Annotated in this window: 18 protein-coding genes; 7 read left to right on the forward strand and 11 right to left on the reverse strand. The window is 39.3% G+C overall.

What is annotated here, in order from left to right:
* Positions 1-16 precede the first annotated feature (16 nt).
* Positions 17-475: a division/cell wall cluster transcriptional repressor MraZ gene (gene mraZ / locus NRL14_RS12930; protein ID WP_007376985.1), complete on the reverse strand. Its 459-nt coding sequence runs from the start codon at positions 473-475 to the stop codon at positions 17-19.
* A 493-nt stretch (positions 476-968) separates the two neighbouring features.
* Between mraZ and NRL14_RS12935 the strand changes: the two genes are divergently transcribed.
* Genes NRL14_RS12935 through NRL14_RS12945 form a run of 3 tightly spaced genes read left to right on the forward strand, consistent with a single transcriptional unit; the run spans position 969 to position 2,013 of the window.
* Positions 969-1,307, forward strand: a complete 339-nt coding sequence (locus NRL14_RS12935) for a DUF883 domain-containing protein (RefSeq protein ID WP_149606497.1) — start codon at positions 969-971, stop codon at positions 1,305-1,307.
* 6 nt (positions 1,308-1,313) lie between these two features.
* Positions 1,314-1,769 carry a threonine/serine exporter gene (locus tag NRL14_RS12940; protein ID WP_149606498.1) on the forward strand — a complete coding sequence of 152 codons (456 nt, stop codon included), beginning with the start codon at positions 1,314-1,316 and terminating at the stop codon, positions 1,767-1,769.
* Position 1,770: 1 nt separating this feature from the next.
* On the forward strand, positions 1,771-2,013 hold the full coding sequence (locus NRL14_RS12945; protein WP_007376988.1) for a hypothetical protein: 243 nt from the start codon (positions 1,771-1,773) through the stop codon (positions 2,011-2,013).
* Between the two features lie 2 nt (positions 2,014-2,015).
* Here NRL14_RS12945 and NRL14_RS12950 read toward each other — a convergent pair whose 3' ends face one another.
* Positions 2,016-2,990 (reverse strand): glutathione S-transferase family protein, encoded by a 975-nt coding sequence (locus NRL14_RS12950; protein ID WP_149606499.1) that lies wholly within the window; start codon positions 2,988-2,990, stop codon positions 2,016-2,018.
* A gap of 21 nt (positions 2,991-3,011) precedes the next feature.
* Positions 3,012-3,854, reverse strand: coding sequence for a pirin family protein (locus NRL14_RS12955; RefSeq protein WP_008135012.1), 843 nt, complete (start codon positions 3,852-3,854; stop codon positions 3,012-3,014).
* 482 nt (positions 3,855-4,336) lie between these two features.
* On the opposite strand from NRL14_RS12955, the gene NRL14_RS12960 reads away from it, so the two are divergent.
* Entirely contained in the window at positions 4,337-5,218 is an 882-nt protein-coding gene (locus tag NRL14_RS12960) for a LysR family transcriptional regulator (RefSeq protein WP_008135010.1), read from the forward strand.
* A 39-nt stretch (positions 5,219-5,257) separates the two neighbouring features.
* On the opposite strand, the gene NRL14_RS12965 is transcribed toward NRL14_RS12960, so the two are convergent.
* Positions 5,258-6,211 carry a YihY/virulence factor BrkB family protein gene (locus tag NRL14_RS12965; protein WP_008135009.1) on the reverse strand — a complete coding sequence of 318 codons (954 nt, stop codon included), beginning with the start codon at positions 6,209-6,211 and terminating at the stop codon, positions 5,258-5,260.
* A 116-nt stretch (positions 6,212-6,327) separates the two neighbouring features.
* On the opposite strand from NRL14_RS12965, the gene NRL14_RS12970 reads away from it, so the two are divergent.
* Together NRL14_RS12970 and NRL14_RS12975 are read left to right on the forward strand one after the other, a co-directional pair.
* A complete protein-coding gene (locus tag NRL14_RS12970; RefSeq protein ID WP_149606501.1) occupies positions 6,328-7,407 on the forward strand; it encodes a mechanosensitive ion channel family protein in 1,080 nt (359 codons plus the stop codon).
* Between the two features lie 211 nt (positions 7,408-7,618).
* Positions 7,619-8,086, forward strand: coding sequence for a YcxB family protein (locus NRL14_RS12975; RefSeq protein ID WP_149606502.1), 468 nt, complete (start codon positions 7,619-7,621; stop codon positions 8,084-8,086).
* Positions 8,087-8,298: 212 nt separating this feature from the next.
* On the opposite strand, the gene csrA is transcribed toward NRL14_RS12975, so the two are convergent.
* The 6 genes from csrA to ribA all read right to left on the reverse strand — a co-directional run bounded on the left by csrA (position 8,299) and on the right by ribA (position 14,371).
* Positions 8,299-8,490 (reverse strand): carbon storage regulator CsrA, encoded by a 192-nt coding sequence (gene csrA / locus NRL14_RS12980; RefSeq protein ID WP_011327236.1) that lies wholly within the window; start codon positions 8,488-8,490, stop codon positions 8,299-8,301.
* A gap of 91 nt (positions 8,491-8,581) precedes the next feature.
* Positions 8,582-9,799: an aspartate kinase gene (locus NRL14_RS12985; protein ID WP_306724816.1), complete on the reverse strand. Its 1,218-nt coding sequence runs from the start codon at positions 9,797-9,799 to the stop codon at positions 8,582-8,584.
* 6 nt (positions 9,800-9,805) lie between these two features.
* Entirely contained in the window at positions 9,806-12,406 is a 2,601-nt protein-coding gene (gene alaS, locus NRL14_RS12990) for an alanine--tRNA ligase (protein ID WP_024594513.1), read from the reverse strand.
* Positions 12,407-12,425: 19 nt separating this feature from the next.
* Positions 12,426-12,878, reverse strand: a complete 453-nt coding sequence (locus NRL14_RS12995; protein ID WP_306724817.1) for a regulatory protein RecX — start codon at positions 12,876-12,878, stop codon at positions 12,426-12,428.
* Positions 12,878-13,666 carry a BPSS1780 family membrane protein gene (locus NRL14_RS13000; protein WP_306724818.1) on the reverse strand — a complete coding sequence of 263 codons (789 nt, stop codon included), beginning with the start codon at positions 13,664-13,666 and terminating at the stop codon, positions 12,878-12,880. The genes NRL14_RS12995 and NRL14_RS13000 overlap by 1 nt, the downstream gene beginning before the upstream one ends.
* An 81-nt stretch (positions 13,667-13,747) precedes the next feature.
* Positions 13,748-14,371 (reverse strand): GTP cyclohydrolase II, encoded by a 624-nt coding sequence (gene ribA / locus NRL14_RS13005; protein WP_007378959.1) that lies wholly within the window; start codon positions 14,369-14,371, stop codon positions 13,748-13,750.
* 260 nt (positions 14,372-14,631) lie between these two features.
* Here ribA and NRL14_RS13010 point away from each other — a divergent pair, with 260 nt between their 5' ends.
* Complete coding sequence (locus tag NRL14_RS13010) at positions 14,632-15,744, forward strand: energy transducer TonB (protein ID WP_306724819.1); 1,113 nt, start codon at positions 14,632-14,634, stop codon at positions 15,742-15,744.
* Positions 15,745-15,805: 61 nt separating this feature from the next.
* On the opposite strand, the gene NRL14_RS13015 is transcribed toward NRL14_RS13010, so the two are convergent.
* A complete protein-coding gene (locus NRL14_RS13015) occupies positions 15,806-16,315 on the reverse strand; it encodes a hypothetical protein (RefSeq protein ID WP_149606505.1) in 510 nt (169 codons plus the stop codon).
* Positions 16,316-16,636: the final 321 nt, after the last annotated feature.

Genomic DNA, 16,636 nt, shown 5'->3' on the forward strand with positions numbered 1-16,636 from the left:
GCCTTTTATTGTGCTGTTAGAGAGTGAAATTATCTAAATCAGGGTGAGGTTCAAAATCACCAAGCCTCTCAAGCTCAGTATCTTGGCGCATTTGTTCGTTCCAACGCGCCTCATCCCAAATTTCAAACTTATTCATCAAACCAACCAACATTATTTTTTTGCCTAGATCTGCATGTGCACGCAATGAAGGCGCTAACAAAATCCGACCATTTTTATCAAGTTGATATTCTGTGGCATTCCCTAGCAACATACGCTGCATACGTCGAGCTCGTGGATTCATATTTGAAATTTTAGCTAAACGATTTTCTATTTCTTGCCACTCAGCAAGCGGATATAACCATAAGCACGGCTCATTTAGCGCAACAGTACAAATAACAGTTCCTTGGTCTTCAGATAGCAGAGATTCTCGGTACTTGGTTGGTACCGCAAAGCGTCCTTTATCATCCAAACTCAGTGAACTTGCGCCACGAAACATAAACAGCCTGCTTTAAATTATTTTAATCGCCTAGCGATTACTTTGATCCAGTTTGATCCACTAAAAACCACTTTTTACCACAGTCCTCCAGTTTAGGGCTTGACAAGCCTTTTTGTCAAGTAAGCTGACCAGCTTTAACGAGTCTCAAAGCTAGAAAAAATAAGGGTTCAAGCAAAGCGATTGAATTACGTGGGAAAAAGTGGAATAACAGCGAAAAAAAAATTTACTTAGTTTTAATATGCTTATTTCTACATGTTCTGCTTACTGAATAAACAATGAATATTTACAGTTTTTTAAGCATTTTCACCTTATTTGTAAAATTTACCTAACCGTGTAGTAATAGTTACTGTTTTTTTAAATTACCAACCTTGACAAAACCAGGGCAAACAAAAAAACAAATAAAATTCAACAAGTTAAAACAAAAGTTAAATTTGGTTTAATCATTGCATCATCTAAATCACTACTTAAATTTTTAACTTATTAAGGATTGATTATGGCTACTGCAACAAGTACGAAACCAAACACAACTTCAGATGTTAAGCCTGACGTTAAACTAAAAAATACTGACTCGCCACTTACAGAGAAAGCCACATCAGCGGCGCACGATGCTGTAGATGCACTTTCTAGCAAAGCAGCAACAGCTGAAAGCAGTGTTCGTAAAGGCGCTTCTAGTTCAGCAGAAGCACTGAGCGAAAAACAACTTATTGCACGCGAAAAGCTGAGCGAATGCACTGCAAAAACGCGTGCTTTCGCTTCTGAAAATCCATTAGCAACTGCGGGCATTGCTTTTGCTGCTGGTATGTTAATTACATCATTATTTCGTCGTAAGTAATCAGTGATGAATAACCCACAAACAACCGCAACCAAGGATGGTAACGCGCAAAACCAAGCTACTGAGCAGCCAAACCAAAAGGACGATTGGCAAGATCATATTGCAAAGCTTTTAGAGTACTCTAAGCAACTCAAGGATGATTACCAGACCCAAGGAGAGATCACCCATCAGCTTGCTAAAGCTGAATGGCGGTTGTCGCTTAGATCGCTTGCATTGATCACTATATTTTTAGGCTGTTTTGCCAGTGGCTTGGTTTTGTTGTGGGCAGGATTTCTAGGTGCTGTTGGATACGGTGTATATGATCTCTTTGGGTCGGTATGGCTGAGTATTGCAACAGCTACTTCACTGCAAGTTGCTTGTTTGGTATGGCTTTGGAAAAACACAGTTTACCTAAGCAATAAAATTGGTTTTAGTAAAACACTTAAAAGCTTAAAGCAGCTATTAAATTTACATGGGAATTAGTATGTTAGTAGATAATTTGATTAAGGCCCCAAACAAAAACGTTCAAGCTCTTAGTAAGCAAATGGATATGCGCAGTGAATTAAAACGCCAACACCATGCGGCGTTTCAATATCGGTTAAAACGTTTTGCAGCAACTAAAGTAGGATTAACAAGTGCTTTTTTAGCCGGTGCTGCTGTACAAGCAGGGAAAAGCGAAACCAGCTTGGTTAGAAAATATGGCTGGCTTGTTAGGCTACTCGCTTAAAGCTAAATACCTCTACCGTGATCAGATAAGTAATCAATACTTGGACCACTTGGCACAACTTGTGTCGGGTTGATCATTGTATGGCTAAAATAGTAATGACGTTTAATATGATAAAAATCAACTGTTTCAGCCACACCTCTAACTTGATATAGCTCTCTAAGATATCCGCTCAGTGCAGGGTAGCTTTCAATTGTGCGTAAATTACATTTAAAGTGACCAACGTACACACTATCAAACCGAATCAGCGTAGTGAATAAGCGCCAATCAGCCTCGGTGAGTTTGTTTGTGGCTAAATAACGCTGCTTGCTCAGAATCCCCTCTACTGTATCGAGTGCTTTAAATAAATCGTTAAACGCCTCTTCATACGCATCCTGAGTTGTTGCGAAACCCGTACGATAAACACCATTATTTATATTTGGATAAATCAACGCGTTTAATTCGTCAATTTTTGGTTGCAATTCTTCAGGATAAAAGTCATCGGTATTGCCAGTCAATTCATTAAATGCACTATTAAACATACGTATAATATCGGCAGACTCATTGCTGACAATTTTATTTAGCTTTTTATCCCACAATACGGGAACGGTTACCCGCCCGGAGTACTTTAGGTTATTTTTTGTATACACTTGATGTAAGTAGTTACTATTAAATAAAGCATCACCAGTACTGTGGTTTTGCGTATCAAAAGCCCAACCACTATCAAGCATATCAGGGCTAACAACCGACACAGTAATTAAATTTTCCAACCCTTTTAACGCTCTAAATATAAGCGTTCGATGCGCCCAAGGGCACGCAAGTGATACATATAAATGATACCTGTTCGCTTGTGCTTTAAAACCGGCCTCGCCCGTTATTCCAGCGCTACCATCAGCAGTTATCCAATGACGTAACTGCGCAGCTTCACGCTCAAACTTTCCGTTACTTGAATCGGTGTCGTACCACTTATCTTGCCATTGACCATCAACTAATAATCCCATGAAACTCTCCTAAAAATAGGGTTAAATTTTGCCGAACTCGCCGTTTTGATAATCACGCACTGCTTGCTGTACTTCAGCCTGCGTCGTCATTACAAACGGCCCCATGTGAGCAATCGGTTGATTAAGTGGATCGCCTGCTAAAACCAAAACACCAGCGCCTTGCTCTGAGGTAATATTAATATTACTGTCTGGCTCTAAAATAAGTAACTTACCAGCTGGGATTGTTTGATCGTCGCTTGTTATTATTGAGCCGCTATGAATATAGATCATTACTTTTTGTTGGCTAAGAGGCTCCAAATGAACGCTTTTACCGGCGGGTAATGTAATGTCAGCAAGTAGAGCATTAGCAGCTAAACCCTGCAAACTACTTGTAAGCGTTTCACTTTCGAACTGCCACGATCCCGCAAGTGCTTTTAACGTCACACCGTGCGTATTTGTAAAACTCGGAGCTGAATTTTGCGTAGTATCTTGATAACGTGGATCGCGCATCTTATCCAAACTTGGCATGTTGATCCAAATTTGAAAGCCATGCAATCCATCAACGGTATCAGCGAGTGGCATCTCACTGTGCATAACGCCGCGCCCTGTACTCATCCATTGCACATCACCTGCTTTAATTGCTTTTTTGTTACCCATTTGGTCACGATGTTCAAAGCCACCTTTTAAAATATAAGTAAACGTTTCAATTCCTCGATGGGGATGCTCTGGAAAACCTCCCATATAATCTTTTTTGTCGTCTGACTTAAGTTCGTCAATCATTAAAAATGGATCTAAATATTTACCATCAAATCCTGGGATACGACTAATACTTACGCCATCGCCATCTTGAGTTGCATAAGCTGTAAGCACTTTTGATATTTTCATTTTTTAATTCACTTTAAAAAAGAAGTTGATGAGGGTATTAAATCATTCATTAAATAAAACAACTATGTCTTTAAATTGGCCATAACATTCTAAAAAATAGAAAGCTATGCTTTATTGTTCATATTTCAAACCTTGTATTACCGTGGTTATTTTTACTTATTTTTTAAATATCCGCTTTATCAATTACTTAAATTGCTGAGTAATTGATTGTTAATCCTGAAGTACTAATGCAAAGTTGTTTAATAATGATTAGTAAAATTAGAATGCAGCTTGCTTTCGACGGCTTTGATACAGGCTCCTCATCACTTACTTACAATAAATGGATACGACTACTTAAAAATAGAAATGATTTTATGGCGTTTCGAAAAATAAAAAATCATTCTATCTAAATAATCCAACAAAAAGTTTAACTGTTACGCAATAAATAATGAGTCTATGCGGTCAAGTTATGCAATCAGATAAAAGTGGTAGTAGGATAAAATATGGCGAAAGCAACACTAGAGCAGTGGAGAATGTTTAAGGCTGTTGTTGACCATGGTGGATTTGCTGGTGCAAGTGCAGCTGTTCATAAAAGCCAGTCAACGGTTCATCACGCAGTGCAAAAACTAGAAGTCGCTTTGCAAATTAAATTACTTGAAGTAAAGGGTCGCAAAGCCTTTTTAACAGACAGCGGGAAACTTATTTTACGCCGCGCAGAGTTTTTAATTGAAGAAGCGAGTAAAATAGAATCTGTCGCCAATACGCTCAGCGAAGGTGTGGAGAGCACATTAAAAATTGCAGTTGATGAAGTATTCCCCCACCCCATTTTGTATCAAGCACTGGCCAGAACCAGTGAACTTTATCCGCTTTTAAAAATCGATTTAATAGAAAGCGTGTTAACGGGCGCTAACGAGTTATTAAATAATGCCGTTGTTGATTTAGCTATTTCTTCAATTCCTATTTACGGTATTAGTTGTAACCAGCTTTGTGATATAGAATTTGTCGCTGTAGCACACCCAAATCATCCGCTGCATCAGCGCACAGAGACTTTGTCATTTCGTGATTTAAAATTGTATAGGCAAATTGTAGTTCGTGATTCTGGCACGCAAACTAGCCATGATGAAGGTTGGCTAGGCGCAGATATGCGCTGGACGGTTAGTCATTTACGAAACTCTATTGATATGGTTAGCCAAAATTTAGGTTATGCATGGCTTCCTCGTACACAAGTATCTCACCTAATTGAAGAGGAAAAATTAAAAGTACTAAATCTAGAGCAAGGGACAACCCGTGCCCTTAAGTTATATTTAATGTGTAATGACACAGACAGACTAGGGCCTGCTGCACAAGAGTTTAAAGAGCAATTAATTAACCTGAGTTTAGATTAACAATCTTTAACTCATCGCCCTAAGTTATAGTAAATTAAATCACTTGTTTTTCACATCGAGGTGGTCGGCTACATATGCGCCTCGATTGCCTCTTTTTTTTGCGGGGCCTATTGTGCTGTCTATCGCCGTTTGTTGTTCCGTTGCGGCGTTAGTCGAAGCGCCTAAAATAACAATATAGGCACTTATATAAAGCCACATTAACATAATAACTACCCCACCTAACGAGCCATAGGTTTCGTTATAGCTCGAAAAACGCGACACATAAAATGAAAAACCAATAGATGCCAAAATCCAAAGCACGGTAGCAATGGAGGATCCTATTGTGATCCAACGCCATTTAGCTGGCTTTCGGTGCGGGGCGTAGCGATATAAGAGCACTAATGTAAAATTAAATATTAAAGCCAATAATGGCCAAGAAATAAGCTTGATCAGTAAATCTATGCCTTCTTTAAGTCCAACTAAGTTAAGTACAATTGGCAAGATACCAATAATTATAAGTGAAAAAATAGCAACGATAATCGCACCCATAGAAAATAAAAAGCGCACTAGTAACGCTTTAAAAAATGAGCGTTTTTCGTATTCTCGATAACTAATATTACACGCAGTAATAAGCGCCTGACTCCCTTTAGAGCTACTCCAAATAGTAAGTACTAAAGTTCCCAATGCACTGATACTTAAACTAGCGTTTGAACTTTGAGCAAGACTTGAAACTTGAGACAAAATGAGTTCTCGTGAGCTGTCAGGTAATAACGTAACAAACAAACTCAAATGTTCACTAATATCAGTAGGAGAGGAAAAATAAGCATAAATAGAAACAACGGCGGCAATAGCCGGAAAAATAGCAAGCAGTGCATAAAACGCAACTCCTGCAGCAACAAGCGATAAATTGTCCTCGTTCATTTGCTTAAAAATACGCTTAACAATATCCCACCAACCTACTACAGGAATATGCACAGGTTGCGCTGCTTGCTGCCCTCGTTTAGTCTCTTTCATTCTAAATCCCAAAATTTGTGTTACGTTATCTCAGCAAAATGTTTGCCAAGTTATATTGAACATTTGGTACTAAACTTGCTGCTAACAATTATAAAAACTAAACACGGATGACAGCCATGCCCAGTAGCCAAGCAAACAACATAGTACAAAATAATGCCCCTCTCATAACACATAGTTTTGAAGGTGATATACTTTCATGGCATTTTTTCCACGAACAAAGTCTGCAATTACTGCACGCAACAGCGCAAATATTACCCACTCTATTACTTGGCACAGTCCTTTTAGTACTAAGCTATTTAATCGCAGGGCCGCTTTCGCGACTACTTATAAAACCCATCGATTATATGACCGACAGTAAACTCGTTCACTTAGTCGCAAGGCGCAGTATTAGCACCTTAATTATTTTATTAGGCGTGTACTTATTTTTACGTTTAGCTGGGCTTACTGAGTTTGCAGTCGCTATTATGAGTGGAACAGGATTAATAGGCTTAATATTAGGTTTCGCTTTTAGAGACATAGCAGAAAATTTCATCGCCAGTTTATTACTAAGCATACAAAGACCTTTTAAAATTGATGATGTAATAGAGGTAGATAATCGCTTAGGGATCGTTAAAAAAGTAACCGCACGGGCAACAACACTAGTGGATTACGATGGTAATCATATTCAAATACCAAATGCGACTGTGTACAAAAACACCATTAAAAATCTCACCGCCAATCCCAAAATGCGCGGTAAAGTAGAAATAGGTATTGGCTATGATAACGATATACGCAATGCACAAACTCTCGCACTCGACATTGCCAATCAGCAAAGTGCCGTACTAAGCGACCCACCAGCGCAAGTATTAATAAAAAACCTTGGCTCATCCACTATTAACTTTACCTTGTTCTTTTGGGTTAATAGCGAGCAGCACAGCCCATTAAAAGTAGGCTCACAACTTATGCGAGAACTTGTAAACGAATTTACCAAGCACAATATCAGCATGCCTGACGACGCAAGAGAGCGTATTTTACTTACCCCTTCTAACGAAACTATTTTTGGTTCAGAGCAAAAACAATCACCAAAAGTAAAAAACATAGTTAACGAAACAGACGATAAAACTAAAACACTCGATGATGTGAGCAGTGATACTGACGAAATACGTGAACAAGCAGATAAATCAAGAGATCCTGAACAAGGAAAAAATATTATTTAACCTGAGCTCTGATTAAGAGATTTTCAGTGAAAACAAGGCTAATTTACGCGTTAATAGCTGGCCTACTGCAAATAAATTTATTGCAGTTCGCGCTGACAATAACTGCTTGAGATAGATTTATTATCCAGAGTTCAGGTTCTTTATTATAAACACTGCGCATTTGCAGCTTAGCTTGCTAAAATAGGAAAAAATATGTTTTAAGTAAAACAATATGGCATTAACTACTACCTATACACTTGATAGACCTTACTTTTATGAATGCTTCGATGAGTCGCTTCCTTATAGTAAACGTGCGCAACCTAAATATTTTCTACTCATGCTATTAACAGCACTGGGTTTGTTTGGTATTTATGGTTTAAATGATCATTACTTAGGTTCTTTTTTAATCATGCTGGCAATTCTTGAATGCGTTGCCTTTTACTATCGCCGTCCTTGGTGGGTAACCAGACAAATGCTCAGCAGAGCATCTGGCTCAGAAGTCACCCTTACTTTTGATGACGAAGGCATTAAATCGGTTAATCATTACAAAAACTATCAATTAGTATGGCAAGATATAAACGAAGTTATAGATACAGAGCGCGGATTATTATTAAAAAATAAACGTGGTATGCAATATATTTCAAAACAAATTTTAAGCCCCGAAATTATTAATTATATAAACAAAAAAGCCACTCGATGAGTGGCTTTTTTGTTTAGCTAAGTAAATTACTCAGCTATTTTATACCAATCTGCTTATATATGAGATCTATTTAACGTTGAGAAAATTACGCTAGAACTAGGCAAAAATTTTTGTATCTAATTGTTCTAAATAAAAAATTTTTAACGACGTTATAGTGCAATTTAATTCGTTAAATTGATCAAGGATTTATGCAGTTTGGTATTACATGTTGATTAAGCATTGCCCGGCTCAGGGTTAGACTTTTCAGCTTGTATACGCATGTAAATTTCTTCACGATGCACTGAAACGTCTTTTGGTGCGTTAACACCGATTCGAACTTGATTTCCTTTAACACCTAGAACGGTAACTGTTACTTCGTCACCAATCATTAGGGTTTCACCTACTCTACGAGTTAGTATTAGCATTCTATTGCTCCCATGTTCCAATAAAAATTATAAGATTCCGCTTAAACATACTAATAAAAATTAGACTGAAAAGTAAGTAAAAACTCCCAATCTATTCATTTTCTGTTAAAAATACTTTGTGTAATGCACGAACAGCCAACTCTAAGTACTTTTCATCTATTAAAACTGAAATTTTAATCTCGGATGTTGAAACTAAAACTACATTAATGTTTTCTTGCGCTAATGCTTCAAAAAATAGACTCGCGACACCAGAATGCGATTTCATACCCATACCAACAGCAGACACTTTTGCCACTGTGGTTAATCCGCATATACTTTGAACACTTAATTGAACTTGCTGCTCAGTGAGCAATTCAATTGCTTGCAGGTAATCATTCGTGTGCACAGTAAAAGCATAGTCTATTTTTTCAAAGTTATGATTAACTTGATTAATCATATCTATTTCGATGCCATTTTCGGCAAAAAGTTTCAATATTTTTGAAAGATATTGCGTACCCGTTGGCACACCTTGTACCTTAATTAAACATTCGTCACGATTAAACGCAATCCCCGATACAACCTTGCTTGGCATATCGTTCTCCTCAAAACTTATTAATGTACCTTCATCGGGATTAAAGCTCGAAAGCACCCTAAGTGGCACATTATGTTTGCCTGCGGCTTCTACTGAGCGAATATGCAAAACTTTCGCCCCTAAACTTGCCAGTTCTAGCATTTCGGCAAAGGTAACTTGGCTCATTCTGCGCGCGTTAGGTTCAACACGAGGATCTGTAGTATATACGCCGTCAACGTCTGTATAGATCTGGCATTCGTCAGCTTTTATAGCCGCAGCTATTTCCACAGCCGATGTATCGGTGCCACCACGGCCAAGGGTTGTAATATTGCCCTCAACGTCACGCCCCTGAAAGCCAGCAATAATAGCAATGCGGTTATGCTCAAGTTCATGCTTTAAACGTGTAGCAGCAACGTCTTCAATACGGGCTTTACCAAACATGTTGTCGGTTTGAATATTGACTTGATCGGCTAATAAGCTCACTGCTGAGTGGCCACGTTTAATAATAGCCATAGCAAGCAGTGATACAGAAACCTGCTCTCCGGTGCTAATAAGTACGTCTAGTTCACGGTTACTCGGGCGAGTATCGATTTGTTTGGCGAGGTTAATTAAGCGGTTGGTTTCTCCCGACATAGCCGAGAGCACCACAACCACTTGATGTCCTTGTTGTCTGGTTTTAACAACAAGGTCGGCGACTGCTTCAATTCGCTCTATTGAGCCGACCGAAGTGCCACCGAATTTTTGAACAATAAGCGCCACTTAGGCTTAAGTGCGCTCTGTTAACCAAGCTGTAACGCTATCTAGTGCAGCAGCAAGGTTTTGTGGCTCACTACCACCGGCTTGTGCCATATCTGGACGACCGCCGCCTTTACCACCTACTTGGCCTGCCATGTGATTAACTAACTCACCGGCTTTTACTTTGCCTGTTAAGTCTTTAGTTACACCGGCAATTAGGCTTACTTTGTCACCACTGGCAACACCGAGGGCAATAACACCTGAGCCAATCTTGTTTTTAAGGTCATCAACCATACCGCGAAGTGCTTTAGATTCAGTACCTTCAACGTTTGCTACAAGTAGCTTAACACCATTAATTTCAACAATCGAATCAAGTAAAGACGCGCCCGCTGCACTTGCGAGCTTATCGCTAAGTTGTGCAATTTGCTTTTCAAGACCTTTAGACTTTTCAAGCAACGCGGTTACTTTTTCAAGTACCGATGCGCTATCGCCTTTAACTAAAGCTGCAACATCGCTAAGTTGTTGCTCTTGCTCGCTAACGTACGCTACAGCCTCTGCACCAGTTACCGCTTCAATTCGGCGAACACCTGCGGCAATACCGCTTTCAGATACAATTTTGAATAAACCAATATCGCCAGCGCGCTCAACGTGAGTACCACCACAAAGCTCAATAGAGTAGTCGCCAATAGTAACTACACGTACTTCGTCATCGTACTTTTCGCCAAATAATGCCATAGCGCCTTTCGCTTTAGCATCATCAATAGCCATAAGCTCAGTATTAAGTGCAAAGTTACGACGAATTTCGTCATTAACTACACGCTCAATTTCACGTAGCTCATCTTTAGTAACTGCTTCAAAATGCGAAAAGTCAAAACGTAAACGATCTGGCTGAACAAGTGAGCCTTTTTGGCCTACATGGTCGCCTAATAATTGGCGTAGTGCTTCGTGTAAAATATGCGTAGCTGTGTGGTTTTTCTTAATGCTGTCGCGGCGCGTATCATCAATAGTTGCATCCACTTTATCGTTAACACCAATGCGGCCTTGCACAGTACCGTGGTGAGCAAAAGCATTACCAAGCTTAGTGGTATTAGTAACATTAAATTCGCCACCAGCAACTGTAATAGTACCCGTGTCACCCGTTTGACCGCCTGATTCAGCGTAAAACGGTGTGCGGTCTAGTACTACAATACCTTGTTGACCATCTTCTAATAACTGAACAGCTTCGCCACCGGCAAAAATTTCAATAACGGTCGCGCTGTAATGTGTGCTGTCGTAACCTTTAAAGTCAGTGTGTTTATCTGATTTTAATTGGTCATTGTAATCAGCGCCAAACTTACCCGCTTGTTGCGCTGTTTTACGTTGTACAGCCATGCATTCTTCAAAGCCTTGATGATCAATTGTCATCTGGCGCTCACGCGCAACATCGGCCGTTAAATCAGCTGGAAAACCGTACGTATCGTAAAGTTTAAATACTAAGTCGCCCGGTATTATATCGCCTTTAAGGTCGCTTAAGCTTTCTTCTAAAATAGCTAAGCCACGCTCAAGTGTTTTACCAAACTGTTCTTCTTCAATGCGTAATACTTTTTCAATAATTTCTTGTTGCTTAGCAAGCTCAGGGTACGCTTGACCCATTTGCTCAATTAGCGCAGCAACTAATTTATAGAAAAACGAACCTTGTGCACCTAATTTGTTACCGTGGCGCACAGCACGACGAATAATACGGCGCAGTACATAACCACGGCCTTCGTTAGATGGCATAACACCGTCTGAGATTAAAAACGCACACGAACGAATGTGATCGGCCACTACGCGTAGTGACTTGTCGTCCATGTCTTGTGCATTAGTAACACTTGCAGCAGCAGCAATTAAGCCTTGGAATAAATCGATTTCGTAGTTTGAATGCACGCCCTGCAAAATAGCAGAAATACGCTCAAGGCCCATTCCCGTATCAACAGATTGCTTAGGTAGAGGCAACATTGTACCGTCGCTTTGACGGTTGTATTGCATAAATACAAGGTTCCAAATTTCGATGAAACGGTCGCCGTCTTCCTCTGGAGAGCCCGGAGGTCCGCCCCAAATATGCTCGCCATGGTCATAAAATATTTCAGAACACGGACCACACGGACCAGTATCGCCCATAGACCAAAAGTTGTCTGAGGTCGCAATACGAATAATACGATCCTCTGGTAAGCCAATTTCGTTAGCCCAGTAACCAAACGCTTCTTCATCATCGTGATAAATAGTTACTAAAAGTTTTTCTTTAGGTAGGCTTACTACCTCAGTTAAAAACTCCCATGCAAACTTAATCGCGTCTTGCTTAAAGTAATCACCAAAGCTGAAGTTACCTAACATTTCAAAAAATGTATGGTGGCGAGCAGTGTAGCCTACGTTTTCTAAATCGTTATGCTTACCGCCAGCACGTACACAGCGCTGCGAGCTTGTCGCACGTGTATAAGGGCGGCTTTCTGCGCCTAAAAATACATCTTTAAATTGCACCATGCCGGCATTGTTAAATAACAACGTGGCATCGTTACCCGGTATAAGCGAGCTAGAAGGTACTATTTGATGTTGCTTGCTGGCAAAAAAGTCTAAAAACTGTTGCCTAATTTGTGCGGTAGTCATGTGCTGCATTTGAAAGTCTCACCTGTATTTACTGTGCTTGCATTGCAAAATTAATTTCATCGTAGCTAAAACCCCGATACATTAAGTAGCGCACGCGCTTAGCTTTATCTTTGTAATCGAGGTTTGGCGGTGTATTCGAATATTTTTTATTGTACGCATCCTGCGCAAGCTCAAACCAATCTATTTCAAGCTCTTCAACTACCATTTCAAGTAGCGAACGATCAATCCCTTTGCCCATAGCTTCGCTTTGTATTCGCTTAAGCCCGTGGCATTTAAATATGTGTTTTCTTACAAAGCCTTCACAGTATCGCTGCTCGTTAATAAAATTGTGCTTTTCGCACCAATCAAGCAGCGTTTCAATAAACTCTTCTGTCGCTTCTTTTTGCTGTAATTTGAGCGTTAACTCACGACGCGAATATTCTTGGCGCCCTAGTAACCAAAGTACATAGTTTTTTAGTTTTTGCTTTAATTTATCATCCATTAAGCGTCAAAACGCCCGCTTGTTTCACTACTAAGTGGCTTAACATTAATGTCGTCACTCGGTGGTACAACAGGCATAAAAATGGCTTGATAAGATACAAAAAAGCTAATGTAGCAAATCGGCATTAAAATCAACAGTGGTAAGAACGATAAGAACATCGAAAGCGCCATAAATAATGCGCAAATAAGACCAAAAACGCCAAGTGGCAAAATATTATGATAAAACACCATTAACGACTTTTTAAGCGCCGTTAAAATGCGTGTTTCTTTACTAAAATAAACAAGCGGTACAGCGTAAGCAAACGCCGTTAAATAAATTAGCATTGCCATAAAAAATAAAATTACATTCGCGCCCGAAATACTCTCAAGCATTTGTTCAAGTGCTACGTTTGGATCAAGTCCTGGTTGGCTCATAACAGCCACTGCATCGGCAAATAAGCTATTAGCAAGTAACGCCATTAAAATACCCGCACCCATTTGATAAAGTGCTAAACGTAATAACCCTAAACGATTTCCCTTAGCCGTAAATGGCTTGAGAATATCGGCTAGCATAATTTTTCCGCCCTGCTGCTTACTAAGCACCGCTTGGTAAAACCCTGCGGTTAAAAATGGCGTAGCTAGTGCTGCAACTACTTGCAGTAAAGGTAAAAATAAAGACAGCAGCCCTACAATGCCAATAAATAAATGCATAAAAATAAAGGTTGCTGGCTGGGTTTTAAAAATAAGCCATCCGGCTTTTAACCACTTTAGCCCTGCATCGGCTTTAAAAATTCGTAATTGTGTAGACATACTTGCTCTTAATTTAAAACGAAACACGCCAAGTATAACTTGGCGTGAGGGGGGATTAATAGACGAAACGTAATTAAATGGTTAAGGTTTTTTAATTTTCTTAATATCTAACATATGCGCGCCATGCTTAATTTTTGTTTCTAGGTACGATTTATTACCCGCAACACCCGCTTTAATGTGTGCATGCGTGCCCACAACCGAGTCAACACTAATACCGGCATCCTTTAATGCATTAAGCTTCTTAGGATTATTGGTCATTAATTTAACGTGGCTTAAATTAAGCGCATTAAGCATTAATACCGCATCCGAAAAGTCACGTAAATCATCAGCAAAGCCTAAGTGATTATTAGCTTCGTAGGTGTTCATCCCTTGCGATTGCAGTACATAAGCGTCAATTTTGTTGTATAAACCAATGCCACGGCCTTCTTGGCGTAAATACAATAAAATACCGCCTTGCTCGTGCATCATTTCAATACATTCATTTAGCTGCTCGCCACAATCACAACGCGATGAGTAAAACACATCACCCGTTAAACACTCAGAATGCATACGAATAAGCGGTACATCTTGCTCTGTATCAGCGTTGTTAAACACCATAGCAATATGTTCTTTACCATCTTTTAAATCAGTAAATGAGATTATTTCTGCAGGGATATCACTATTTCTGCCAACATTAAGCTGGACTCTTGCTCTTACTTGCGCCACGACAAATCCAAATATTTAAATAACTACGACACGACAATAAAGTGATAATATCACAAAACAGGATAAATACACCGATAAATACACCGTAGTACAAGACTTTTTATGGCAAATATATGGCGACGACATAGGTTATTTTCAATGACTATTAGCAATAAATTAATACAAATAACAGCCAATGTTATTTACGTTGATTTACCTTAATCAGTGACACTTACGGGCGCGTTTGGTATTTTGTATTTTAAACAACGATAGGGATTATTATGAAACGTCAGCAACTCGCTTTATTTATAGGCTTAAGTTTATCTGCTTTAAGCGCAACAACTTTAAGTACTACAGCACTTGCCAGCCAAGCAAGCGATCCTCAAACGGTATTTAGCCAAGCATACCAAAGCTATTTAGCAGCAGTTAAAGCAGACGAAAACGTACAACAAACTGCCAAACTTGCTTACACATCAGGTAAAGCCGTTTACGGTAAAAGCGACGACAATACTGCCAACTTAGCTATTAATTACGCTAAAGCAATTAAAGGCTACGGCGATGAGCTAAACGAACAGCGTTTTGCACTCTATAATGAAGCACATACTATTTTAGCTGCAAACCACGGCAAACAATCAATAGAAACAGTTGATGCACTGCTCGGCCAAGCTAACTACACAACATCGGCTTACAAAGCAGCTAACTTTTTAGAACAAATAATAGATATAGCTAAAACACAAAATAAACCTAAATTTGTAGCCGACATGAAACTAGAAGCGGCATCACTGCTTGCTAAAAAGTTTAGCTCTAAAAAATATCGCGAAGCGAAAAACTACCTAGAAGAAGCCGACGAGTACTACCAAGAAAACTTACCAGAAAACTCACTAGAGCGCATAAAAGCCGATTTTTTAATGGCCTCATTCGCAGAAGGTCGTAAAAAATACAATCAAGCAATTGAAAGACTAAACCGTGTAGTGGGTGTATTCGATAACAACTTAAACTTTGATCACAGCGCAGAGCTAAGCGCGCACTCTAAGCTTATTGGCCTGTACGAAAAACAAGGCAAAAGTGATGAAGCAACTAAACACTGCCTAGCAATTGCTAAAATGGTGCCATGGAAAGAATCGCAAGAGCAAACGCCGCTTTACCGTGTTAATCCCGATTATCCTTTAAATAAGGCAAAGCAAGGTAGAAGTGGCAGTGTTGCTATGGAATTTGAAGTAGACACAGCAGGGTTTGTAAAAAACGTTAGTATACTAAACTCTGATGGTGGTGTCTCTTTTGAAAAATCGGCGATAAAAGCTGTTGAGCAATGGCGCTATGCACCAAAATTTGAAAAAGGACAACCCGTTTCTGCGACATCTCAAGTACGACTAGACTTTAAAATTAATCGCTAAACTAATAGGCATAAAGGCGCCATTTAGCGCCTTTATGCCTTAATTATTATTCTCAAAGCAGTTAAAATTCATAACTTAAACTAATACCGCCATCGGCTCTTTTTTCATTGCTGTCACTTGTTTTACCGTAGCCTACATCTAATTCCAGTCTAAAACCGGCATTGTTTAATCCATTAAAGTTATAGCTGTAAGTAAGCCCTATGCCGTTAGTTGTTTCCTCATCAAAAATACTGCCAATTGCGCAGCCTAGCGTATTAGCAAAGTCAGTTGCTATATCATTTGTTGAACTTTCACATTCTTGGTCTGTATCTCTTGCGCCAATAGCGCCCACAAGCGCGCCAAATGCATGCTTTTTATTATCGCTTACTGCTTGTTCAAAACCTGCTGAAAATCCATCATCAAGGCCTATTTTATAGTTTGCATACCAGCGTTGTTGATTCTCATTAGCCGATAAAGACACTTCTGGAATAACTAAGTAAGGATAGCCACCCCCAATCGAAAAACTAACATCGTTAGCAAAAGTAGAACAAGAAGCGATAGATAAAGTGAGTAGTAATATTTTTGTTTTCATAAAATTCCCTTTGAGTAAGCACCAAATGTACCTATTTTAGTTCCTTTTCACAATGTAACAAAAGTCCTAACCGTGCTTTTTGTGATTTTAAAACTTCCTGTTGCGATTAAAGCTGGCTTCTCTTCCTAGCTAGAAGTTTCAGTAGTACGCTGATTTTAATATGGTTATTCTCCATACATAGGCGATAACGCAAGAGCAGTTGCCGAACCGACTAGGTTACACACCTCTCGCCGCGATTAAATACTCCTTAGATAGAACAAATTTTAATCCTGAAAGACCAATTAGCTCTAAACCACATTAACTGTATTTAATTTAAAAAAG

The sequence above is a fragment of the Pseudoalteromonas sp. 20-92 genome (assembly GCF_030847595.1).
In the GTDB taxonomy this organism is placed as follows: domain Bacteria; phylum Pseudomonadota; class Gammaproteobacteria; order Enterobacterales; family Alteromonadaceae; genus Pseudoalteromonas; species Pseudoalteromonas fuliginea.